The sequence below is a fragment of the Acetobacter sp. genome (assembly GCF_047723915.1).
In the GTDB taxonomy this organism is placed as follows: domain Bacteria; phylum Pseudomonadota; class Alphaproteobacteria; order Acetobacterales; family Acetobacteraceae; genus Acetobacter.
In genome coordinates, this window is sequence record NZ_JBDOBQ010000015.1 from 39,092 (window position 1) to 61,537 (window position 22,446).

The window sequence follows — 22,446 nt, forward strand, 5'->3', positions numbered from 1 at the left end:
CATGACCGGTTCCGTTCCTGTCAGTGATTTTACCCTCGATGACCTGCCCGATGGCCGGATTTTTGTGGCGGGCACGTTCCGGCAGGGGCAGGGGGCGGAAATTGAATCGCGTTTCCCGGCCGATGGCAGCCTGAATCGCGTCATGCGCGAAGCGGGCGAGCAGGACGTGGATGACGCCATTGCCGCTGCCCGCCTTGCGGTGGAGGATGCACACTGGCGCGACCTGCTGCCCCACCAGCGCGCGGATTATCTGTACCGCATTGCCCGGGGGCTTGCGGACAATGTCGAGCGCATAGCCTTCATCCAGAGCCGCGATACCGGAAAAACCCTGAAGGAAACACGGGCCCTGGCCATGAGTGCCGCCAGCACGTTCCGCTATTTCGCCGCGGCGCTGGAAACCATGGAGGAGGCCATTACCCCCGCGCGCGGGCCATGGATGACGCTTTCGCGCTTTGAACCCATAGGCGTTGTCGCGGCGATTACGCCGTGGAATTCCCCGATCGCGAGTGACGCGCAGAAAGTGGCCCCGGCTCTGGCGGCAGGCAATGCGGTCATTCTCAAACCCGCGACCTGGAGCCCGCTTGTGGGACTGGAATTCGCCCGTATCGTGGCGGAGGCCGGTCTGCCGCCGGGCCTGTTGTCGGTGCTGCCGGGTGGTGGGCACACGGTGGGGGACCGCCTTGTGTCCGACCCTGCCATCGGGCGTATTTCCTTTACCGGCGGTACAAAGGTGGGCCATGCCATAGCCGAAAAGGCAGCACGGCGGCTGGTGCCCGTATCGCTCGAACTCGGTGGCAAGTCACCCACCATTGTCCTGCCCGATGCGGATCTGGACCAGGCGCTGGCCGGTATTCTGTACGGCATGTTTTCGTCCTCAGGGCAGTCCTGTGTCGCCGGGTCGCGGCTATTCATTCATTCTTCCATTTACGACAGTTTTCTCGAACGCCTTGTTGCGGCCACGCGCGCGCTCAAGGTTGGGCACCCGTTCGACCCCGCAACGCAGGTGGCGCCGCTCATTCATCCCACCCATGTCGCCAATGTCGCGCGCTGGGTGGATATTGCCCGTGCCGAAGGCGGGCGGGTGCTGGTTGGTGGGGCCGCACCGGACGGGGCGGAATACGCGCAGGGCAATTACTACCTGCCCACGATTATCGATGGGGTGGGCAACAGCGCCACCATCTGCCGCGAGGAAGTGTTCGGCCCTGTTCTGGTCGCCCTGCCGTTCGAGACGGATGCCGACGTGATCGCCATGGCCAATGACAACCAGTACGGCCTGGCCTGCGGGGTATGGACACGCGATATCGTGCGCGCGCTGGCTATCGGGCGGGCGGTTACAACCGGCACGGTCTGGATCAATACCTACAAGCAGTTTTCCATTTCCACCCCCTTCGGCGCGGACAAGGAAAGCGGCATGGGCCGCGAAAAAGGGTTGGAAGGGCTGCGCGCCTATATGCGCCAGAAGTCATATTATATCGATACGGCACATCAGGTTATTCCCTGGGCCGGCATAACGGCGGGCTGAAGGCGGGTCCTGTCGCGCGGGCCTGCCGGTGCCGCCCTATGCTGTGGCGCGGGTGCCAGGGCATGGGCCGCGTGCCGGCAGGCTGCCTTTGTGTCTGAAACAGGTTGACGGCCTGCCGCATTGTTCCGTCAACTCATATGCGGGGGCGGATGGTGCAGGGAACCGGTTCGTATGCGCGGCAGAATTTTATGGTATCTCGTTGTCATCGGGCTGATCGGCCATAAGGCCCATGCAGCGCGGTTCGTATGTCAGGACGATGTCAAACCGGCTGACCTGACCGCTGCGGAACAGAAACTGGTTGACCGCTTCTGGGCGGAATCCCTCGTTTACCTGCAACAGTATCTCAAGGCGCTGGAAACCCCGACCGGCGGGTGCCAGCAGTCGGCACAGGCGACGGTCCAGACCTATCTGCCCGCAACCGGCAGGGAACAGACGCGCTGTATTCTGGATTATGGCGACATGGCGTTGCTGGCGAAACATGTCAAAGCCGTTCTGGCGGAGCCGGATAAAGCCAGGGCCTGTTTCGATCCGCAGAAAAACTACAGAACCGTCGCCCTGTACACGCCAGGCGAACAGGTAAGGAGCCTTTCCCCGACATCGCAGTGGCTCAAACGCCCGTTGCTGACGGACTATTTCAGAAAAATGGGTGGGCCGATCGGTGCGGCGGGTCTGGAGCTTAATGAAAATTTCGTGGCTGTCACGTCGCGGGTCGATACGCGCACGCATTGGGCGAAGGATGTCAGTATCCGCGCCCTGCCGACGTTATGGTCATCGGTGGGCTGGATCCCTCTCTACGCCGCCAATCCGGATGCGGGCAGTGCGCGCTTTCGGGGCGGATACCTGTATGCCGAGCTGATGGGCCCATGGGGCAACCTGCGGATCAGGACAATTGACGGGGAACGGGTGGGGGCCGAAATCGGCATGACCGTCCAGCTTTTCAACACGTCCTATCCGTTTCACTACCATCATCCGCAGGAAATGTACATGACGCTGACCAGGCCGGAATGTATCGACCAGAACCGGTATATGGTCATGCACTGGGATAATGACCAGTTCAGACGGGTGCGGGGCGACAAGGGCTGGACTGTCGAAATTGACGGAACCCGGGACCGATGGAAAAAATGGTTCCTGGACCAGGACAGTAACACGCAATGGCTGACCTATATCGAACGCAACGCCATTCACGCCTTTTACGCCAGGGACGGGTGTAACCAGACCATTGCCAATTCCGGCCTTGTATCCGTATGGGCGCGGACAACGGCACGCGACAATGAACAGATCACGCGTTTATGCAAACCTGCGCCGGGTGCGGGAACTGTGGAGGATATGGGGCCGGGCAAAAAGACCGTTTGCGCGCTCCGTGACTGGCAGCAATAGCGGCAGGTTCCGGTACGGTGGCGGTTTTGGCGGGCGCTCAGCGGTACAGGCCGGCATCGGGCAGCCAGCCTGTCAGAATATGGTGGCCGATTTCCTCATGTTTCCAGTCCACCGGATCGTGGAGCGAAAGCGTGCGGGCGTCGCGCCAGTAACGGTCGAAGCCCAGCGTGCTGCTGGCCCCCCGCGCGCCCATGGTGGCCATGATATCCGACGTGGCGCGCAGGCTTGCCCGGCTGGCAAGAGAGCGGGCGGCATAGACCGCCATGGCGGCCTCGGCCCGTGAAATCGTGCCCGCTGCCCGCAGGTCCAGCCTGCACGCGGCATCGCGGACCAGAGCGATGGCCCCGGCAAGCTCCGCCCCGATGTCACCGAACAGGCGGCGTATCATCGGGTCGTCGCTGGCTGCGGTGCCGTCGACCGAAAGCCAGGGGCGTGCATGGTCATGCACGAAACGTGCGGCGCAGCGGAGTGCCGCCAGCCCGATCCCGGCAAGAATGACGGAAAACCCGTTCTGGTGCCGCAGCGACGACCAGTCGGGCGGGGGCTGGTTGTCTTTTGGAACCAGCAGGCCGGGTACGGTCCGCACGTTGTCCAGCAGGACCGTGCCCGAGACCGTGGCCCGCTGGCCCATGCCCTGCCAGTCGTCCAGCACGCTCAGGCCCGGCGTGTCGCGGGGCACAAGGTCGAAACGCATGGCCTGGCTGGCTGTGTCGTAGGAGGTCACGGCCACCAGATCGGCCCCCATGGCACCGGTGGCATAAATCTTGCGGCCATTGAGCACATGACCGCCAGGTGCGGGCGTTGCAATAACATGCCCGATCTGATCGGCGCGCGCGCCCGGTTCGGCAATGGCCTGCCCGATGACAAGGCCGCGCGCCGTGATATCGTGGGCGAGGCGGCGACATGTGGTGTCATGTGCGAAGGTGAAAATTTCCCGCACCAGATCGTCATGTACTTTGTAAATCTGCGCGACCGACGGGTCGGCAAGAGCCATGCGCAACAGAATTTCCTGCGATTGCGCCTGTGTCAGCCCCCAGCCGCCGTAAAGGGCGGGGACAGCCGCGCCCATGGCGCCGCATGCCTTCAGGCTTGCAATGGCCGCTGTCGGGTATTGCCCGGCGTGATCCGCGGCGCGCGCACCCTGTGCAATGGAGCCATCGATCGCCTCGTACAAGGCTGCAAGGCGTGGCCGCAGGCTGTCGGGCCAGACATAGGCGGGAATAAGGGCGCCCAGAACGGAAGTTTCCATGTGCGTGTCCCCAGGGAAAGGAAGAAGTCTATATATTCACCGTATGTTGATTTTGTGAAGGCTCCGTGCTTAAAGAAAGCCGTTCCTGTCATGATTACAGTGGTCCGTGGGGATGATCGTACGCAATTTCGCATTCTACGCAGATATGAGCGACGATATGCGTTACATGCGCAGGAATGACGGCGGCCAGACCCTGATCGAACAGGACATGGTTTTCGTTCTTCCGCCCCGGTTGCGGGATTTTCGTAAAAACCTCTTTCATGTCAGGCGCGTCGAAAAATCGGACAGCACCTTGTATGCGCCACTGTTCCAGGTCAGATGCGTTATGGCCGACCATGAGACCATGCAGGGGTTTGACGGCCCCTGCGATGTCTTTCCGTTTTACGAAAAATCTTTCCGGCGGCGGCGCAACTATCGCGATTATTATGTTCTGTTCCTGTTCAGGCACAAGGTCGAGTACCAGAAATATCTGCGGCTGTGCTGATCCGGGACATACCGGCAAGGCTGCTTGCGCCGCACGGGACCGGGGGGCGGCAAAGGGCAAGCCAACCCGTAAAGGCGGCTCGTCCCTGCCGGTTGGCGTAAGGCGTGCCTGCCTACCTTTTGCCGGTCTACCGTTTACCGGTTGGTCTATCCTTTAGCGCTGGCCCGGCGTGCCCGTTCAGGGTTGTTTACCGGGCGTGGGCAGGTAGCGTGTGTCAGGGCATACGCACCACGACACGCCCGCGTATTTTGCCGTCCAGCAGGGATGCCGCCGCCTCGATCGCGTCGTCCAGTGTGATGTCTGATGTCATGGCCGCCAGTTTTGCCGCATCGATCAGCTCCGCCAGACCGGCCCACGCGGCAAGCCGCCTGTGTTTCGGGCACATGACGCTATCGATCCCGACCAGTGTGACACCACGCAGAATGAACGGTGCAACGGTTGACGGGAACGACATGTCCGATGCAAGGCCGCAGGCCGTGACAACCCCGCCATACGCCATGGATGCGCAGACATTGGCCAGGATCACGCCCCCCGCCACGTCAACCGCCCCGGCCCACCGGGCCTTGTCCAGCGGCTTGCCGGGGGTCGAGAAGTCCTGCCGTGCACGGATTTCGCTGGCGCCAAGTCCCGTCAGATAGGCTTCCTCCTCCGGGCGGCCGGTCACGGCCACGACATGGTAGCCCAGCCTGCTCAGCAGCATGATCGCGACGCTGCCCACCCCTCCGGCCGCACCCGTTACCAGCACGGGTCCTTTGTCGGGTGTGACATCCTCACGTTGCAGGGCCTGAACGCACAGCATGGCCGTGTAGCCTGCCGTGCCGATTTCCATGGCCTGTCGTGTGGTCAGTTGCGCGGGAACGGGCACCAGCCAGTCGCCCGACATCCGCGCCTTCTGGGCAAGGCCCCCCCAGTGTTTTTCGCCCACCCCCCAGCCATTGAGAATAACCCGCGCGCCGGGCGCAAAATCCGGGTGCTGCGAGTTCTCGACCACACCGGCGAAATCGACCCCGGGAATCATCGGAAAGGACCGCACGATCGGGCCGCGACCGGTTATGGCCAGCGCGTCCTTGTAATTCAGGGTCGAGTATTCCACCCGCACGGTCACGTCGCCTTCGGGCAGTTGGTCCTCGGGCACATCCCTGATCGCGACGGACTGGGTTCCATCAGCCGATTTTTCAATCATAACCGCCTTGAACATGGTTTTCTCCTTCCAGGATGGTAGACCGATTGTCTATAAAATTATGGCCGCATTCCGGGCCGTCGTTCTGGCGGCCGGGTTTTACAGCCTGTCCAGCAGGTCCAGAAAGCCGTCTCCGAAAACATCCAGAGGCCGGGTGCTTTTTTCAAGTCGCGCGCGCAGCACGGCACCTTCCCAGCCGATCCAGAAAAAGACGGCAAGCGTCCGGGCCGTGTCAGGGGGGTAGTCGTCGCTCAGGCAGGACTGCATGCGGGCCTCCCACTGGTGCATGACGTCGTTGAGCGTGTGCCGGAACTGTTCGGGCAGCACGTTCAGTTCCTGCCCCAGATTGCCGATCAGGCAGCCGCGCCGGAAATCGTGCCGGACCATGCCCGATCTGGCGTCGTCCATGAACCGCCTGACCCGCTCTCTGGCCGAAAGAGCCCGGTCGTTCAGGCAGCGATCGAGTTTTGCGTTGAAGTACCGGGCATAAGCCCCGATCACGTTCAGTCCAAAATCGTCCTTGCTGTCGAAGTAATAATAGAAAGATCCCTTTGGCACCCCGGCGGATTTCAGCAGCCCGTCCAGACCGGTTGCGACAAAGCCTTTTTCCGTCAGGCATTCCAGCCCCTTGCGGATCAGCATGTCACGCACCTGCGCCATTCCGTCGGGCCTGTTCGGTGGGCGGCCCCTACGGGGTGCCTGGTGGGGTGCCCGTTGAGATATTTCGGGGGATGTCTGGGCCGGGCTGTTCATGATATTTAATAGACCGATCGTTTATTAAATATCAAACAATTCCCACCCCTCGCACGGCCTCGTGATACGGGGCGGTGCGCCAGTCGCGCGCGTGGCCGCGTGCCCGGTCACGTGCCCGGGCAGGAGCTGGGTTGCGCCCACCCCAAAAGCTTGCGCCGAAAAGCCCGTGCCAAAAACCCGTGCGGGAAGGCCGCCCTGAAAAACGCCCGAAATCCGGTCGTTCAGCGCGGCAGCCAGACTGGCGCATCCGATCCCAGCCGGGGTGTGACACGCGGCCACCGGCACGGGGTTTCGGACATGTGCAGAACAGGTCCAAGGCAGCGCAGGTCGCCATAGCAGGTTCCATGTTCGTCGATCCGGTATTGGCGAAATTCCGTATCGGACATGCCGCCGGGCGCGGTGTCATACGCCGTAACGACGCCCTGACGCTGGAAAAACATGGCGGACTGACACAGGGAAACCTGAACACGGTAGCTGCCGCCCTCTCGCGCGCGGCGGGCAAGGGCCAGCATGGCGCCAAAACTGCCAAGTCGGCCTGCGGCATAGTCGCACATGTAAACCGGTGTCAGTTGCGGTTGCCCGCCGCCGGTTGCCAGGCCTTGCGTATGGCACATGCCCGTCACCGCCTGCGCCACCTGGTCCCAGCCCGCCCTGTCGCCGAACGGGCCGCCAGACCCGAAGCAGTTGACCGAAACATGGATCAGTCCGGGCCGGATCCGCATCAGGTCGTCCCAGCCAAACCCATGCGCGCCAAGCCGGCCGGGCCTATAGCCGTCAATGACGATATCTGCCTCGCTGACCAGTTCAGCCAGCCGGGCCGCGCCATTATGGGTGGTAAAGTCGAGAAAGCAGCTTCTTTTACCGTGGCTGGTATCCCGGACGAATTCCGGAACCTGCGGCAAATGCGGGGCTGTCACCATCAGGTCATCCGCCCCGAATTCCGTCAGGCTCAGGCCGCATGTGGGGCCGGCAAGAATACGGGTCAGGTCCAGCACGCGCACGCCTGACAGCGGCATGGCGCCCGGGCTGAACCTTTCTGGAACACTGTCTCCGGTTCTGTCCATTTCAACAACGGGCCGTTCGGCCAGATAGGCTCCCTGGGGGTGGGCAAGCCAGTCTTCGGCGGTGCGGACCATACCGCCACAGGCCTGCACATTGGCAATCGCTTCTTCCAGTTCCAGGGCATTCCATGTCCTGATTGCCGCGCTGATCGAGGCTGGCGTGCTGTCGCATTTCAGCAGGTCGAGCACGCGGCGTTCCAGATGCGGCAGGTTCGTATGCGGTAAAAACCATTGCCCATCCGCCGTGGGCCACGGTTGCGTCAGAGAGACCATGTGTTTCATGGCGTCGGAACCGGGGATGACGGCATACGTCCCGTCGTCTGCACGCCGGAAGGTGCAGCCACTACTTTTTACGGTGGCCGCCGCCGCACTGACCGAAATGCCAACCGACTGGCGGCGTCCGGACCGTATTGCCCACAGGTCGTTGGCCGCGACACCGCAGGCTGCGAAAATCTGCGCCATTGTCTCACCGACCCGGTAGGGTGTCTCAAAAATCGGGTCCTGCCCCTGAAGGGTCACTTCGCCCGGTGCCGGTGCCGGGGCCGTAAGGCCGCGAATGGCCATGAGCTCGGTGAACGCCGCTGTCATCTGCATGATCAGGTCCTGGAAATACGCTGTGAAAGCTTTGTTCACATGCGGGTTTCATACGTTTCGTGTTCGCAACATATTGGCCCGGCTCAGGGTCGCTCGCCGGACCGCAAGCCGGGTCGAACTGCGCGACACGTGGTAAAACGGGGCAAAACAGGGCAGAAATGCCCTTGCTGCGTCCCTCTTTGCCATCGTTATATAAGATGGTTTGACAGGCTGGAAGGCCGATGTTCAGATGTCAGGCATCTTCAGGAGAGATGGGATGAACAGCGGCGACCTCCAGTTTTTTTTAGCTGTTTGCGAGGCAGGCGGTATTGGCAAGGCGGCGGAGCGCCTGAACACCGTGCAGTCGAATGTTACATCGCGCATTCAGCGGCTGGAGGCCGAACTGGGCGTTCAACTGTTCCGCCGTCATACACGCGGTGTGGAACTGACCGCCGCCGGAAGCAGGCTGGTTCCCGTGGCCGGGCAGATCGGCAGCCTGCTGGGCAGCGTCAGGACAGTCGTGCATGATGACGGCACACCCCAGGGCAGGCTGGCGATCGGTGCGATGGAAACCACTGCCGCGATCCATCTTCCCGCCTTGCTCAGCGATTATGCAAAAGCCTTTCCGCGCGTGGACCTGACGCTGCGCACCGGCACGACCATGGACCTGATACGGCAGGTTCTGGACCAGAAACTGGATGGCGCGTTTGTCTGCGGTCCGCTTGCGCACCCCTGCCTGCGCGCCGAACCTGTTTATGAGGAAGACCTGGTGCTTCTGGCAGCCCCGGAACAGGCCGACCTGTCAGGTATTCTGGCCGGGGGCGAGGTCTCCATTCTGGTATTACATTCGGGGTGTTCCTATCGCCGGAAACTGGAAGATGTCCTGACGCGCCGGGGTGTCTGCATAGCAAGAACCAGCGAGTTCGGAACGTTCGATGCAATCTGTAGCTGTGTGGCAGCCGGGCTGGGTGTGACGGTGGCACCCCGTTCCATGCTGCCCCAGATCGCCGCGCGGTGGGTGCTTTCGGCCCATGACCTTCCTGCGGCGGAGGCATCGGTCCAGACTGTGTTCATCCGCCGCGCCAATGCCTATGTGCCCAATGCCCTGTCCCGTTTCGTGGAGCATGTGCATGCGGCGCGACACCGCCTGCACATGGGGTAAGAAAAAAGCAGCCCCCGGCCTGCGCGTTCTCGCTCCTGCATGCTTTTGTACGTTGGTTGCCGTGACGGGGGGCGTTCGGTCTGGTCGGTGAGGCAACACCGTGCGGCCGGGGGCTGGTGGGGTTCAGCCCGTCCCCTGTGCAAGTTCGCTGGCGAGCACGCGTACCAGTTCGCCGGCTGGCATGCGGCGGGCCAGCGGTGCGCCCTGTCCTGCCCATTGCGCGGCGTAACCTGTCTGGCCGTTCTGTTTTGCCGCGGCGTGCAGCGCCTTCGCCAGATCGTATGCGACGGGATAGTCCGGCACGTCACCGACCGGGATCTGGCGGCCAAGTTCGGTATAGCTGTTGGCCAGGCAGCGCGCGGGCCGACCGGAAAGAGCCGATGTCATGACCGTATGGTAGCCGGGCTCGCCGGTCAGTGCTGTGCGGTATGCGTCATCCGCAAGGGATTCGTCACAGGCGACAAAGGCCGTGCCCAGTTGTGCGGCTGCGGCCCCCAAAGTCAGGGCGGCGGCAATGCCGGCCCCGTCCATGATCCCCCCTGCCGCAATGACCGGCAATGTCAGATGCCGCACCAGAATCTGGACCAGCGCGGCAGTGCTGAGCTGGTCATCGGGGGCGCGCGGGTCGAATATGCCCCTGTGGCCGCCTGCCTCGTACCCCTGTGCGATCACGGCATGCACACCGGCGGCCATGGCTGCCCGCCCTTCCGACAGGCTGGTGACGGAGCAGAGCAGAACGATCCCGGCGGCGCGCAGGGCCTGAACTGTATCGCCGGGCGGCAGGCCGAAATGGAAGCTGACAACCTTGGGCCGGGTCGCCAGCAAAAGCGCTGTCATGGCCCTGTCGACATTGAAGCTGCGGTAGATTTCCTGCAATGCGGCAGGGGGCGTGCCACCCTGTGCCGCGAAATGGCCCCCAAAGCGGGCGATCCAGGCGCTTTCCGTCTCAGCGGAACGGACCGACGGGCTATGGCAGAAAACATTCAGGTTGAAAGGCAGTGCTGTCCGGGCCTTGAGTTCGGCAATCATGCGCCCCGCCGCGTCGACCCCTGCCGCGCCCAGCCCCAGAGCGCCCAGCCCCCCGGCCTCCGAGACGGCGGCCGCCAGCGCCGGGGAGGAGACACCCGCCATAGGGGCCTGGAAAATGGGCAGGCGAACGCCGGTCGTCGCCAGGAACTCATGCGTGCCTGTCATAACCATGCCGCTGCCTCCGGAGGGTTGAAAACGCCTTGTGCCATCAGCGTAAACCAATACGGACGAACAAACCCATCGTTTCTTGAGATGTTGGGTATCTCGATATCAGACTTCGATCCGCAACGCGGATCGCGTAAGCTGGCGACCCTGCCCGGATGCGTGGCAAGAGGGCTGTCCCGATAGGTCCGCCCCGTCCATATATGTCGGCGTGCGGTGCGCCCGGCACCGGGTGGGCCGGTGCGTTGCTGCACCCTATATGAAATCCAAGCGGCCAGACCGCCGATACCCCGCGAAGAATGAGGCCGTATTGTGATGTCCGTCACGATGAACCCCGAAAAATCCATTATCGTCATCGGCAACGGCATGGTCGGGCATTACTGCGCCGAACAGCTTGTCAGCCACGGCTTGCACGAAAGCCACCAGATTCATGTTTTTGGTGCCGAACGTCACCTCGCCTACGATCGCGTGCATCTGTCGGACTACATGACGGGCCAGGACGCGCAGGCGCTGCACCTGCACCGCGATGGTTTTCATGACGCGCACGGCCTGCATCTGCATCTGGGCACACCCGTGCTGGCAATCGACCGCGCGGCCCGCACCATCCGGACCGCGCAGGGCGTGTTCCCTTACGACACGCTGATTCTGGCCACCGGTTCTTTCCCGTTCGTGCCGCCCATTCCGGGGAATGAGGGCACCGCAGGGCTGGTCTACCGCACGCTGGACGATCTGGACGCCATCCGCGCGGCATCGGACGGTGCGGCGCATGGCGTGGTGATTGGCGGCGGCCTTCTGGGGCTGGAAGCGGCAAACGCACTGCTGTCGCTGGGGGTGCGGACCGCCGTGGTGGAGTTCGCCCCCCGGCTCATGCCCGTGCAACTCGACGCGGATGGGGGAGCGGCCCTGCGCCGACGGATCGAAGCCCTGGGGATTACGGTGCTGACCTCCCACGCAACGCGCGAGATCGTGCCGGGTGAAAACCACCGTCATCGCCTGAACTTTGCCGATGGTTCCAGTCTGGAAACCGACATGGTTGTGTTTTCCGCGGGTATCCGCCCCAATGACCGGATCGCCCGCGATGCCGGTCTGGCGGTGGGGGCGCGTGGCGGTGTCGTCATCGACAGCCAGTGTCGCACGACGGACCCGCATATTTTTGCCATTGGCGAATGCGCGGCCTGGCACGACACGGTTTTTGGCCTTGTCGCCCCCGGCTATACCATGGCGCGCACCGTCGCCGCCGTCTTGGCGGGAGAGGATGCGGCCTTTACCGGGGCCGACATGTCCACCAGGCTGAAGCTGCTGGGGGTGGATGTCGGGTCGATCGGTGACGCGCACGGTGCCGAACCGGGCAGCACCAGCTACCGTTTTATCGGCGAGGCCGAGGGGGCGTACCGTCGTCTGGTCCTGTCCGCCGACGGCAGCCGCGTGACCGGTGCTGTGCTGGTGGGTGACAACGCCTATTATGACACGATCTTGCAATATGTGCAGAACGCCATCAAACCCCCTGCGGACCCGGCAGCACTTATCCTGCCAAGGGGGGAGGGGGCGGACCTGCTGGGCGCGGACGCCTTGCCGGACACCGCCATGATCTGTTCGTGCCACAACGTTACCAAGGGTGCGATCTGTGCCGCGATCGAGGGTGGCTGCACCGATATGGGCACGCTCAAGGCCGACACAAAGGCCAGCACTGGGTGTGGCGGCTGCACCGCGCTGCTGAAAACCGTGTTCGAGACCGAACTGACGGCGCGCGGCATTACGGTCGATAAAAGCCTGTGCGAGCATTTTTCCCATACACGGCAGGACCTGTACGCGCTGGTGCGGGTGCAGGGTATCCACACGTTCGAGGCGCTTATGGCGCGCCACGGCAATGGCGGGCTGGGCTGCGATATCTGCAAACCCACGGTCGCCTCGATCCTTGCGTCCGCCTGGAACAGGCCGATCACCGATCCGCGCTATATTCCGCTGCAGGACACGAACGACATGTTCATGGCCAATATCCAGAAAAACGGCACCTATTCCGTGGTGCCGCGCGTGGCGGGCGGGGAAATCACGCCGGACAGGCTGATCGCTCTGGGGCAGGTGGCCAAGAAATACGCATTGTACACCAAGATCACCGGTGGCCAGCGTATTGACCTGTTTGGCGCGCAACTGCACCAGTTGCCCGATATCTGGTCCGAACTGATCGCAGCAGGGTTCGAAACCGGACAGGCCTACGGCAAATCGACCCGCACGGTAAAATCCTGTGTGGGGTCGACATGGTGCCGCTATGGCGTGCAGGACAGCGTGGGCCAGGCGCTGGATCTGGAAAACCGCTACAAGGGCCTGCGGGCGCCACACAAGCTGAAATTTGCCGTTTCGGGCTGCACGCGCGAATGCGCGGAGGCACAGAGCAAGGATGTCGGGGTCATTGCCACGGAAAACGGATGGAACCTGTATGTCTGCGGGAATGGGGGCATGCGCCCGCGCCATGCCGAACTGTTCGCCACCGACCTGGATTCCGTGACGCTTCTCAAATACATCGACCGTTTTCTGATGTTCTACATCCGCACCGCCGACCGGCTGCAACGCACCTCGGTCTGGCGCGAAAACCTTGAAGGCGGGCTGGACTACCTGCGCGATGTCGTCATTCACGACAGTCTGGGCATTGCTGCGGAACTGGAAGCGCAGATGCAGTCCGTAGTCGACACTTACCAGTGCGAATGGCGCGACGCGCTGGGCGATCAGGAAAAGCTCAAGCGTTTCAGAACCTTTGTCAACGATGGCAGGCCTGATCCGGGTATTGGCATGGTGGCGGAACGGGATCAGACCCGCCCGGCGGAAAATCGGCCGGTGGCGGCCCCGGCCCCTGGCCCCGCGGATTGGCAGGCACTGTGTAACGAGGGGGATCTGGTTGCGCGTTCGGGCGTGGTCGCCTGGCATGACGGCGCGCAGGTGGCCCTGTTCTATCTGCCCGCCGGGGAAAACGCGGCAGCGCGTGTTTTTGCCATCGACAATCATGACCCGTTCTCCAATGCCAATGTCATCGGGCGCGGTATCATGGGCGATCTGCAGGGCCGCCCGGTTGTGGCGTCCCCGCTGTACAAGCAGCATTTCCGCCTGGAAGACGGCGTATGCGTGGAGGATGCCAGCAAGGTGCTGCGTGTGTGGGACGCAAGACTGCAGAACGGCAAAATTGAAATCCGCGCCAGCACCGGTCAGGCAGCCCCACAGGCAGTTCCTGACAGGCTGCCGGCCTGAACGCCTGCCCACCGAGCCCCGCCCAACGGTGCTGGTCCCGGTCCATGGCCGCCGAGCCTTGCCCCGCAGTTCTGGCCCCGGCCCACGCCCACCGAGTTCTGTCCAACGGTGCCGGTCCCGGATCATGCCCAGCAGCCTGCCCGGCGGCTCTGTTCCCAGCTTCTGAACGGTGCGGCGCGGGCCGTGTGGGCGGTCCTGTCTTGGTCATGGGTCTTTCGCCCGGTGCCGCACGGACCGTCAGGCAGAGTCCGGGCGGGGCAGGACCGGCGCCCGTGCGCTATTCGACCGTTTTCAGGATATCGTAAAATCGTGTCTCGCGTTTTTCGAGCGTGAGCGGCTCGCCGGTGCCCACGTCCTTATGCGCGCTGCGAAATGCATCGGAGACACGCCAGTTTTCGTAAGCCGTGCGCGAGACCCACTGTGTTTCCGAGGCATAAGGCACATGATCGGTGTGGCTGTCCTCTTTCATGAAACGGATGGACATAAAGCCCGGCACACCCTTGAGCGTAATCTCGCGATCGAGCCAGCGGCTCCTGAAAGCCTGTTCCCTGTCCGGGATAACCTTGAAACGGTTCATGACAACAAACATGGAGTTTTTCCCCGGATTGCCTGCCCCGTGTCGTGCGGGGCAGGCGGGTGGTCATTTCACTTCGATGTTCTGCAACACCTCGAACCCTTCGAACACCGGCGGTCCCATGGTCTGGGGCTTGCCGGTTCCGGCCTGCGCGTGGGCCTGGCGGAACTGTTCGGATTTCGTCCAGCCGATAAAGGCGTCATAGGATTCCCACACGGTGTGGGAGGCATACAGGATATGGTCTTCCCGCACGGGGCCCTTGAGGAACTGGAAGCTGACAAAACCCGGCACGGTCTTGAGCAGGACATCCCGGTCCAGCCAGCGGCGGCGGAAATCCTCTTCGCTGTCGGGTCTGACCGTAAAGCGGTTCATGGCGATGTACATTGCATTGCTCCATCATCGAATGTGTCATGGGGAAGACAGTACGGTCTGCCGGTGGCGGGGTGGAATCCCACGCATGCCTCTGGCAGACCGAAAACCGTGCGGGCCAGTTGCCCGTTGAAAACCACGCCCGGCGCACCTGCCGCGTGGATTGTGCCCTTGTGCATGACCACAAGGGTGTCCGAAACGGCGGAGGCCCAGTTCAGGTCATGCACGACCAGAACCACGCCACCACCCCGGCGCGCAAAGTCGCGCGCCACATGCAGCACCTGGCGCTGGTGGGCCGGGTCCTGCGCTGAAAGAGGTTCGTCCAGCAGCAGGAAGCCGGGTGGGCCATCGGTTGCCGCTGCTTCAAGCTGTATCAGAACCCGCGCAAGATGCGCGCGCTGGCGTTCCCCGCCGGAAAGGCTCATCACGTCGCGTTCGGCCAGTGCCTGCAGCCCCAGCCGTGCCAGTATGGCCTGCACCAGGGCGTCCAGCCCCGTGCGGCCCAGATTCGGGGCGGATACGGTGGCCCCCATGGCCACGAGTTCGCGCACCGTAAACCGGGCCTCCCCCGCGTTTTCCTGCGCCAGCATGGCCCTGTGCGCTGCAAGCCTGGCCGGGGCCATGGTGCCGAGGGGGGTCCCGTCGAGCAGGATATCCCCGCCCGATGGGGGCAGCAGTCCGCTGGCTATGCGCAGCAGCGTGCTTTTGCCAGCGCCATTGGGGCCGACAATAGCCGTGACCGCGCCACGCTCGAACGTCACGCTGACAGTGTCGAGCACAACCTGTTTCGCCGCTTTCCAGCTTGTGTGGCGCAGTTCAAGCGTCATCCCCGGTTTCCCGTATGCTGGCGGGCCAGCAGCCACACGAAGACAGGCGTGCCAAGCACGGCGGTGATGATCCCGACCGGCATTTCTGCCGGGGCGGCAATCGTGCGGGCAAGCGTGTCCGATGCGATCAGCAGCACCGCACCCAGCACGGCGCTGCATGGCAGAACGAACCGGTGGTCCGGCCCCGTGACCAGCCGCACCAGATGCGGCACCACCACGCCGATAAAGCCGATCACGCCCGACAGGGCGACCGCGGGCCCTACGGCGCAGGCCACGGCCAGCATGGCCCCGCCTTTCACGCGTTCGACGGGGTGGCCCATCAGGCGTGCATTGCCTTCATTGAGCAGCATGGCGTTCAGCGGTACCGTCAGGCGGGCCGAAATGGCAGCCGCGACCAGCAGAAAGCCCCCCAGCAGTTCCGCGCCGGTCCAGTTTGCGCCGGCAAAGCTGCCCATTGTCCAGAATGTCAGGTCGCGCAGGGCGGTTTCATCCGCCTTGAAAACGAGAATACCCGTGAGCGCACCAGCAAAGGACCCGAAAGCCACCCCCGCCAGCAGCAGGGACGAAACCGACGTGACACCCTGCCGCGTGGCGAACAGATAAAGCAGGAATGTCGCGCAGAAGCTGCCGATTACCCCGGCGACCGGCACACCCCATATCCCCAGAACCCCCAGGCCCGCCCATGTGCCCTGCAACACGATAACGCAGGCCGCGGCAAGTGCCGCCCCGGGCGAAACCCCGATCAGCGCCGGGTCGGCCAGCGGGTTGCGGAACAGCCCCTGCATGATGGCCCCGGACAGGCCAAGTGCCGCCCCTGTCAGCGTGGCCATTGCCATGCGGGGGGCGCGGATCTGCATGATGACCAGCCACGCGGCCTGCGCGTCGGCCCCGGTATGTCCGGACCACAGGGCGCGCAGCCCAAGGCCGGTTGCACCTGTGTCGAGCCCGAGCAGCACAGCCAGAACAAGCACGACAGAAAGCCCGGCAAGCAGTCCGGTGGCCCGGCGTCCGGAGCGTGTCACCGGGGGGTGTCCAGCCCGGCGATCTGGTGGGCGAGCTCCAGCGCGGCTTCGGGCGTTCGGGGGCCAAAGCCCAGAAGGCGCTCGCCTTCCATGGCCACAATGGCGCCGGTCCGGCCCGCTGGGGTCAGGCGGAAATCCGCGTCCGCCAGCAGGGCCGCGCGCACGGTCCCGGCGTCCTGCTGCATGGTCAGGATCAGGTCGGGGCTGAGTGCCACCAGGCTTTCGCGGTCCACGATCTTGTAGCCCTGCATGCCCGCCCCGGCATTGGTTCCCCCTGCCAGCCGGATAACCGCATCGGCCGCGGTGCCCGTGCCGGCCGCCATGGCCCGCCCGCCGGTCATGCGCATGATGAACAGGACCGACCGGGACGCGGTATGCGTGCTGCGCCACGCTGCCAAGGTTTCCAGGTTCTGGCGGATCTGTGCGCACATCTGCTCCCCCGCCGCCTGTTTGCCGACAAGATCGGCCAGAAAACGCGTGCGGGCCAGAATGGCGTCGGGGGAATGGGTTGCGTCCACGAACACGAGCGGCACCCGGGAGGCCATAAGCTGCTCCAGGGCCGCAGGGGGGCCTGCATCGTTCATGACAAGGATCAGGTCGGGGTTCATTGCCAGAACCCCTTCGGAGGAAAGAGCCCGCATATAACCGACCGATTTTTTGTCCTGGAGGGCTTCCCTGGGCCAGTTGGAGGTGATGTCCACTGCCACGATCCGGTCGGCGGCACCCAGCCCGTACAGCGTTTCGGTAATGGTGCCGCCAATGCAGACAATCCTGCGGGCCGGGCCTGTCGTGACAGTTCTGCCGCGGCAATCGGTCACGGTATGGTCCGCCGCCCATACGGCGCGGGCGGGCACCACGAGCGGCACCAACAAGGCGGCCATCTGCCTGCGTGTGAACATACCCGTTTTCTCCAGACTGTTATGGGCGGAATCATGACGGATTCCGGGCCGCATGGTTTCTATATGATAATGCATCGCAAACGCAACATGCTGGCCCATCACGTTTTCCGCAGGTCAGGCCGGAGGTCGGGTGGGGCTGTTCAGCAGGGTGCGTGCGTGTGCTGTGTCAGGGTGTTGAGATAGTGCCGCACGCGCGTAAAACCGGCCTGTGCGCCCGCAATGACGCGGCCTGCGTCGAGATCGGCCGTATCGAGCGCGTCGCGAAAGGTGTTCCAGGACTGTCCGCGCCCCGCGGGATCGGCGGCAAGGTGCCGTGCGCCGAACTGCGAGGTAAAGCCCAGTTTTTCGGTCAGCTTGCTCAGGAAATTCGCGCCCAGCTTGGACCCTTCGGCCACATACAGCCACCCCATGGCTGACGAAACCTCGGCGGGTACAGGGTCGACAGTGCTGTATGGCAGCGGAACGCGCAGGTCCTCCAGATCCTGGCGCAGGTGGTGAAAACGGCTGCGCACGCCAAGATCGGGGACAAGCGCCATGAGTTCCGAATTCTGGTACAGCCCGTTGAGATCGCGGTGAAAGAGATAGTTCATGACCGCGAAGGTGCGATACCCCTCCGCACTGTGGAAAAGGTGACGCGTCATGATGGCCCGGTCCAGAGATTCATGGACCGGGTGGGTCACGTCCTTGATACGGCGCGAAAGCGGCGCCAGGTCATTGACATTGCTCATTCTGCTGGCCTGCATGCGGGAGGGTCACGCTCGGGACGACCGGGCGTATGACGCCCGACCGCCCTCGCGCCGGGGAGAGATCAGAAATTGATGATGGCCGTTACCTTGAAGCTGCGGCCGGGCTGCGAATAATAGGCCTTGGGCAGCGTCGGGCTGTCCGGAATGTTCAGCGCATTGTAATAGGTTTTATCGAACATGTTATACATCCCGGCCCCGAGCCGCAGCCCCTTGACGATGCTGGGCTTGTACCATGCCGTCAGGTCGAAAATGGCGTAGCCCGGTGTCTTGTTGGTGTCGGACGCCATGTTTTCCACCTTGTTGCGGGCGGCGGCAAAGGTGGTGGAGAAATTGGCGCCCCATTGCGTGTCCGTATAGCCTACGCCGACAATACCGCGCAGCGGCACGACCGTGTTGAGGTGGACGTGTTCCTGCGTATCCCTGCCGTCCGTGTAGGCGATCGACCCCCACACCAGCCAGTGATCGTTGAAAGCCCAGTTCGCGTTGGCTTCGACCCCATAGATACGGACGCGCTGGCGGTTCATATATTTAAAGATACCGTAAGGATAATTGCCTGAAATACCGGCTTCGGCTGCCGTCAGGGTCTCGTTTTCTATGAAGTTGTGGTAGTAATTGTCATACACGCTGACCTGCGCGCCGCGCCGGGAATTTCCGTACCGCAGACCGGCCTCCCAGCCACGGCTTGTTTCAGGCTTGAGCTGGGGGTTGCCGATGGCAAGGTAAGTGCCCTCGCCCCCGTAGTTGATGTATTTCTCGTTCGCGGATGGCGCGCGGAACGCCTGGGCGTACTGGGCGTAGGCTGTCAGGTTTTTCAGCAGGTTGACCTCGGCCAGCACTTTCGGGGAATAATGCGTGCCGTGCGAGCCCGATCCGGGGTTGATATAGGTGTCGTTGGCAAGGAACGACGCCTGCGTGTGCGGTGTCAGACGATAATAGTCGAAACGGAAGCCCGGCGTGATATGCAGCCAGTCCACGCCACGAAAGCTGATACGGTCCTGCACGATGGCGCCCAGATTGGTGCTGTGCACATTGGGCATGTCGGACTGGTTGTTGTGCAGGTAGGCACAGGTGCGGATGGCCGGCGTGCAGTTGTCCTTGCCACTGGCGTATTCGCTTGAATCCATCAGGTAGGCTTCACCGCCGATGGTGACGGCGTTGCGGATCGGGCCGGCATTGAGGTTCGATGAAATGGAGCCCGTGACACCGTAGGACGTATCGGTTTCCTGATCGGTGCGATCATACTGCCCCAAAGGCGTTGTCAGCCGGTTGGCCATTGTCGTGGTGATGGTGGTGACCTGCTGCCAGTACGCGGTCAGATGCGCCTCGCTGATCAGGTTGCGCGGGTCCTGGGCCTTGTAATCGTAATCGCCTGAAATGCGTGAACGCTTGCTTTCCTCTAGCGTGCGGAACTGGTTATAGGTCGATGAAATGCTGGTCAGGGTATTTTCGTGGTAGTTCCTGTCGAAAACCTCGCCGGTCAGGGTTATTCTGTGACCGCCCTCGAAATAATGGCGGATTTTGCCCAGAAAATTCCCGGTCACATAATGGGCGGGGTCTTTTTTCGAACGTTTGGTTCCCGAGCCGCCGACTTTGCCCATATTGCCGGTCTCGCTACCGTTGTCGTAGCCGCCCTGCACCAGAACAAGCGTGTTGCCGTAGCGCGCGGCAAGAGCCTGATTGAGCAGCGCGCTTTCGCTCGCGCCGTCATACGTGGCTTTTGACAGCCCGCCGAAAACCTTGTTGCCCTTGAGAATATCTTCGGGGCCGAGCGTGCGCATCGACACCACGCCGCCCAGCGCGCCAGTGCCGAAAAAGCTGGAATTGGCGTTCTTGACGATGTCCAGCCCCCCGAGGGAGTTGAAATCATACGCCGACACACCGCCATCGATCCCGCGTGCGTAGTTGGTGCTCCAGGTCGTGCGGATTCCGTCGATGGTTGTCAGAATACGGTTCTGGTCGAGACCGCGCATATTGATGCTGAAATTGTTGGTGTTGTAGTTCACCGCCGCGTCAACCCTGCGGGCGTAATCCTCGATATTGTCGATCATCCGGTTCTGTAATGTGGCGAGTGTCGTGGTCGTGGTGAACACACGCGCCTTGCCGACATTGCTGTAATCCTTGTCGGGGTCGATCCGCATCGACTCCTCCATCCTGGCCAGTGGTGTCAGTGCCGCGCCCGATGGGTCGGTCTGGTTGACGCCATGCACCACCACAGGTGCCAGGGTGATCGGCTGGTGCTGTGTGGCTGGTGCGGCTGTTGCCGGGGGTGTGGTCGGGCCGGGTGTGGCCTGAGCCGTCCGTGCCTGGCTGGCCGGGGTTGCCGGTGCCAGACCCGTGTCCTGCGCGAAGGACGGCGCGCATTCCAGTTGCACAGCCACAAGACTGGTCGTCAGGAGCGCAAATCTTTTGAGAAGAAAAGAGGGTCTGGTCAAAGTCATGCGGCACCGCCTGTTATGCGATTGAGAAGCATTATCAACAAATTCGATGGCGCGAACCTGTCACCAACGCAATTGCGTGTCAATCTCATTTATGAAGGGCGTGTTAAATTTAATATCCTCCCTCCGGGTGGCTGTTCCGACCCGTCTGGTCGCCCCGGCCATGCGGTCGCGGGCTGACTGGGGGGGCAGGGCGTGCCTCACACGTCGCGGTGGGGCAGCTATGCCTTACACGCGGGCGGGTATGCCGTTGCCCGGCAGGCCTGGATCGATGCAGCATTATTCCAGCCCCGCCATCCTACCCGGTTGCCCCCGTAGGCTTGTTCCAGCCTTGTAGCCATGCACGCCAGTGGAGCGTGCCGGAGCTGTTTGAAGCCGCGGCTTTTAAGCGGTATTCCGCCCTTAAACGGGCAGGCCGCCCGAAAAGCCGCGCAGTTGCTGCCCGATAAGATCAGGCATCCAGTGTAAGGACGGGTGCGCGCGGGGCTGGTGGTGGAACCGGGTTACGGGTGGGTTTGACCCATTGCCTGTGCGACAGCCGGGGCGGCATGGTGCAGGCCTGTTCGAAATCCGGGCCTGTATTGGGAATTATTAACTATGACAACTATTCGCATTTGATAGGCTTGAGACGGCACAAAGGCCCGGGGTGACTGAGCCGGCTGCTCGGGCTCTATTTTAAAACAGGTTTTATAAAATCAGTCTTGCATGACATATGCTTTTCTGCGCCTTCATGGGCGGCGATCATGCTGTCTGGCACAGGTGCTGACGACATCGCCAGTTTTCTGATCTTTCCTGTGCATGTTTGGGGCACTTCCGGGTGTGCGGCGGGTTGCGGGGTCTGCGTGGCCGGCACGCCTGCATGGTCGGGTATCGGGCCGAAAGACCCGGGCTGTGTGGAAACACCCTGCCTGTGTCGCCTGAAAACGGTAATAACCGATGGCGCATGCGGGCCGGCATGCGCGGGGAGACAGTATTCTTGATAATGCAACCGGTGCTTCAAAGACGGCGTACGTCCCCCGATATCAGGCAGATCTGTCAGGATGGGGAGGCGGATTATCCGCTTTTCCGCGACCTGAAAGCACGGTGCCAGCGCGCGGGTATGAAAATGACAAACCCGCGCTGTCTGGTCTTGCTGGGGTGTATCAGGGCTGTTCCGGGTGCTACGGCGGCGGAGGTCTGGCAGAGTACAATGGCCTTGGCCAAGGGGCATGCACTTAGCTACGGGTCTTTGCAACGTAGCCTGAATGCGTTTGTCCAGCACGGTATTCTGCTACGGGACATCGGCCCCGAACGCGCATGGCGCTACAGGATTGCCGCCACCGCACAGCGGGCCCCTACCGTCAATCTCATCGATAACGATACAGGCCAGCAGACAAGCTGCAAGGCTCCCGAAATGTCACGTATCCTGCAAAAAATTGCAGATGAGCACGGTTTTATGATGCGGGACGCATGCATTATCATAACCTGTGAACGCAGGCCGGATAACGGGTAATATTTCTAAAAAACAGCAATTTTTAAAACCCGACCGAGCGCGTAAAGTCCCGTAATAAAGACAGGCCGGCGTGGCCGCGTTGTACGGGTACGACCCTCCCGCACTCCGGCGGGCCATATCAGAATTCATGACAACAGGCCGGACCAGCCACACAGGGCTGCGTGTCATTGGACTACAGCACTCTTCCGGGCGGAAAATGCGTAGTCTCGCCTTATATAAATGCGATTGATTATTAAAGTTAATAATTCCCAATGAGCGCCAATGGCGATTGCGTGGGTGGGGAAAGAACTATA

General features: G+C 62.5%; 18 protein-coding genes. 6 read left to right on the forward strand and 12 right to left on the reverse strand.

Going from position 1 to position 22,446, the window contains the following annotated elements; translation table 11 throughout:
• Nucleotide 1: 1 nt before the first annotated feature.
• Together ABF990_RS09550 and ABF990_RS09555 are read left to right on the forward strand one after the other, a co-directional pair.
• The gene (locus ABF990_RS09550) at nucleotides 2-1,522 is read left to right on the forward strand and encodes an aldehyde dehydrogenase (protein ID WP_415500191.1); all 1,521 of its coding nucleotides are present in this window, start codon (nucleotides 2-4) and stop codon (nucleotides 1,520-1,522) included.
• A 171-nt stretch (nucleotides 1,523-1,693) separates the two neighbouring features.
• Nucleotides 1,694-2,899 (forward strand): dimethylsulfonioproprionate lyase family protein, encoded by a 1,206-nt coding sequence (locus tag ABF990_RS09555; RefSeq protein ID WP_415500190.1) that lies wholly within the window; start codon nucleotides 1,694-1,696, stop codon nucleotides 2,897-2,899.
• A 37-nt stretch (nucleotides 2,900-2,936) separates the two neighbouring features.
• Here the strand turns inward: ABF990_RS09555 and ABF990_RS09560 are convergent, their stop codons facing one another.
• Nucleotides 2,937-4,148 carry an acyl-CoA dehydrogenase family protein gene (locus ABF990_RS09560; RefSeq protein ID WP_415500189.1) on the reverse strand — a complete coding sequence of 404 codons (1,212 nt, stop codon included), beginning with the start codon at nucleotides 4,146-4,148 and terminating at the stop codon, nucleotides 2,937-2,939.
• Nucleotides 4,149-4,293: 145 nt separating this feature from the next.
• Between ABF990_RS09560 and ABF990_RS09565 the strand changes: the two genes are divergently transcribed.
• On the forward strand, nucleotides 4,294-4,632 hold the full coding sequence (locus tag ABF990_RS09565) for a hypothetical protein (RefSeq protein ID WP_415500188.1): 339 nt from the start codon (nucleotides 4,294-4,296) through the stop codon (nucleotides 4,630-4,632).
• A 214-nt stretch (nucleotides 4,633-4,846) separates the two neighbouring features.
• On the opposite strand, the gene ABF990_RS09570 is transcribed toward ABF990_RS09565, so the two are convergent.
• The 3 genes from ABF990_RS09570 to ABF990_RS09580 all read right to left on the reverse strand — a co-directional run bounded on the left by ABF990_RS09570 (nucleotide 4,847) and on the right by ABF990_RS09580 (nucleotide 8,259).
• Nucleotides 4,847-5,830 carry an MDR family oxidoreductase gene (locus ABF990_RS09570; protein ID WP_415500187.1) on the reverse strand — a complete coding sequence of 328 codons (984 nt, stop codon included), beginning with the start codon at nucleotides 5,828-5,830 and terminating at the stop codon, nucleotides 4,847-4,849.
• 81 nt (nucleotides 5,831-5,911) lie between these two features.
• Nucleotides 5,912-6,472, reverse strand: coding sequence for a TetR family transcriptional regulator C-terminal domain-containing protein (locus tag ABF990_RS09575; protein WP_415500186.1), 561 nt, complete (start codon nucleotides 6,470-6,472; stop codon nucleotides 5,912-5,914).
• 314 nt (nucleotides 6,473-6,786) lie between these two features.
• On the reverse strand, nucleotides 6,787-8,259 hold the full coding sequence (locus ABF990_RS09580) for a CoA transferase (RefSeq protein ID WP_415500184.1): 1,473 nt from the start codon (nucleotides 8,257-8,259) through the stop codon (nucleotides 6,787-6,789).
• 217 nt (nucleotides 8,260-8,476) lie between these two features.
• On the opposite strand from ABF990_RS09580, the gene ABF990_RS09585 reads away from it, so the two are divergent.
• On the forward strand, nucleotides 8,477-9,361 hold the full coding sequence (locus ABF990_RS09585; RefSeq protein ID WP_415500183.1) for a LysR family transcriptional regulator: 885 nt from the start codon (nucleotides 8,477-8,479) through the stop codon (nucleotides 9,359-9,361).
• 123 nt (nucleotides 9,362-9,484) lie between these two features.
• Here the strand turns inward: ABF990_RS09585 and ABF990_RS09590 are convergent, their stop codons facing one another.
• The gene (locus ABF990_RS09590) at nucleotides 9,485-10,561 is read right to left on the reverse strand and encodes an NAD(P)H-dependent flavin oxidoreductase (protein ID WP_415500181.1); all 1,077 of its coding nucleotides are present in this window, start codon (nucleotides 10,559-10,561) and stop codon (nucleotides 9,485-9,487) included.
• Nucleotides 10,562-10,867: 306 nt separating this feature from the next.
• Here ABF990_RS09590 and nirB point away from each other — a divergent pair, with 306 nt between their 5' ends.
• Nucleotides 10,868-13,789: a nitrite reductase large subunit NirB gene (gene nirB, locus ABF990_RS09595; protein ID WP_415500180.1), complete on the forward strand. Its 2,922-nt coding sequence runs from the start codon at nucleotides 10,868-10,870 to the stop codon at nucleotides 13,787-13,789.
• A gap of 277 nt (nucleotides 13,790-14,066) precedes the next feature.
• On the opposite strand, the gene ABF990_RS09600 is transcribed toward nirB, so the two are convergent.
• From ABF990_RS09600 to ABF990_RS09630, 7 genes are all read right to left on the reverse strand, one after another.
• On the reverse strand, nucleotides 14,067-14,378 hold the full coding sequence (locus ABF990_RS09600) for an antibiotic biosynthesis monooxygenase family protein (RefSeq protein ID WP_415500179.1): 312 nt from the start codon (nucleotides 14,376-14,378) through the stop codon (nucleotides 14,067-14,069).
• 51 nt (nucleotides 14,379-14,429) lie between these two features.
• Nucleotides 14,430-14,747, reverse strand: a complete 318-nt coding sequence (locus tag ABF990_RS09605; protein ID WP_415491245.1) for an antibiotic biosynthesis monooxygenase family protein — start codon at nucleotides 14,745-14,747, stop codon at nucleotides 14,430-14,432.
• A complete protein-coding gene (locus tag ABF990_RS09610; RefSeq protein ID WP_415500178.1) occupies nucleotides 14,732-15,559 on the reverse strand; it encodes an ATP-binding cassette domain-containing protein in 828 nt (275 codons plus the stop codon). Before ABF990_RS09610 ends, ABF990_RS09605 begins: the two co-directional genes overlap by 16 nt.
• Complete coding sequence (locus ABF990_RS09615) at nucleotides 15,556-16,581, reverse strand: FecCD family ABC transporter permease (RefSeq protein ID WP_415491243.1); 1,026 nt, start codon at nucleotides 16,579-16,581, stop codon at nucleotides 15,556-15,558. The genes ABF990_RS09610 and ABF990_RS09615 overlap by 4 nt, the downstream gene beginning before the upstream one ends.
• Complete coding sequence (locus tag ABF990_RS09620) at nucleotides 16,578-17,480, reverse strand: heme/hemin ABC transporter substrate-binding protein (RefSeq protein WP_415500177.1); 903 nt, start codon at nucleotides 17,478-17,480, stop codon at nucleotides 16,578-16,580. The genes ABF990_RS09615 and ABF990_RS09620 overlap by 4 nt, the downstream gene beginning before the upstream one ends.
• Before the next feature lie 140 nt (nucleotides 17,481-17,620).
• Nucleotides 17,621-18,208, reverse strand: coding sequence for a biliverdin-producing heme oxygenase (locus ABF990_RS09625; RefSeq protein ID WP_415491241.1), 588 nt, complete (start codon nucleotides 18,206-18,208; stop codon nucleotides 17,621-17,623).
• A gap of 80 nt (nucleotides 18,209-18,288) precedes the next feature.
• Nucleotides 18,289-20,664, reverse strand: coding sequence for a TonB-dependent hemoglobin/transferrin/lactoferrin family receptor (locus ABF990_RS09630; RefSeq protein ID WP_415500176.1), 2,376 nt, complete (start codon nucleotides 20,662-20,664; stop codon nucleotides 18,289-18,291).
• Nucleotides 20,665-21,643: 979 nt separating this feature from the next.
• On the opposite strand from ABF990_RS09630, the gene ABF990_RS09635 reads away from it, so the two are divergent.
• A complete protein-coding gene (locus ABF990_RS09635; RefSeq protein ID WP_415500200.1) occupies nucleotides 21,644-22,153 on the forward strand; it encodes a transcriptional repressor in 510 nt (169 codons plus the stop codon).
• The last annotated feature ends 293 nt before the right edge of the window (nucleotides 22,154-22,446 follow it).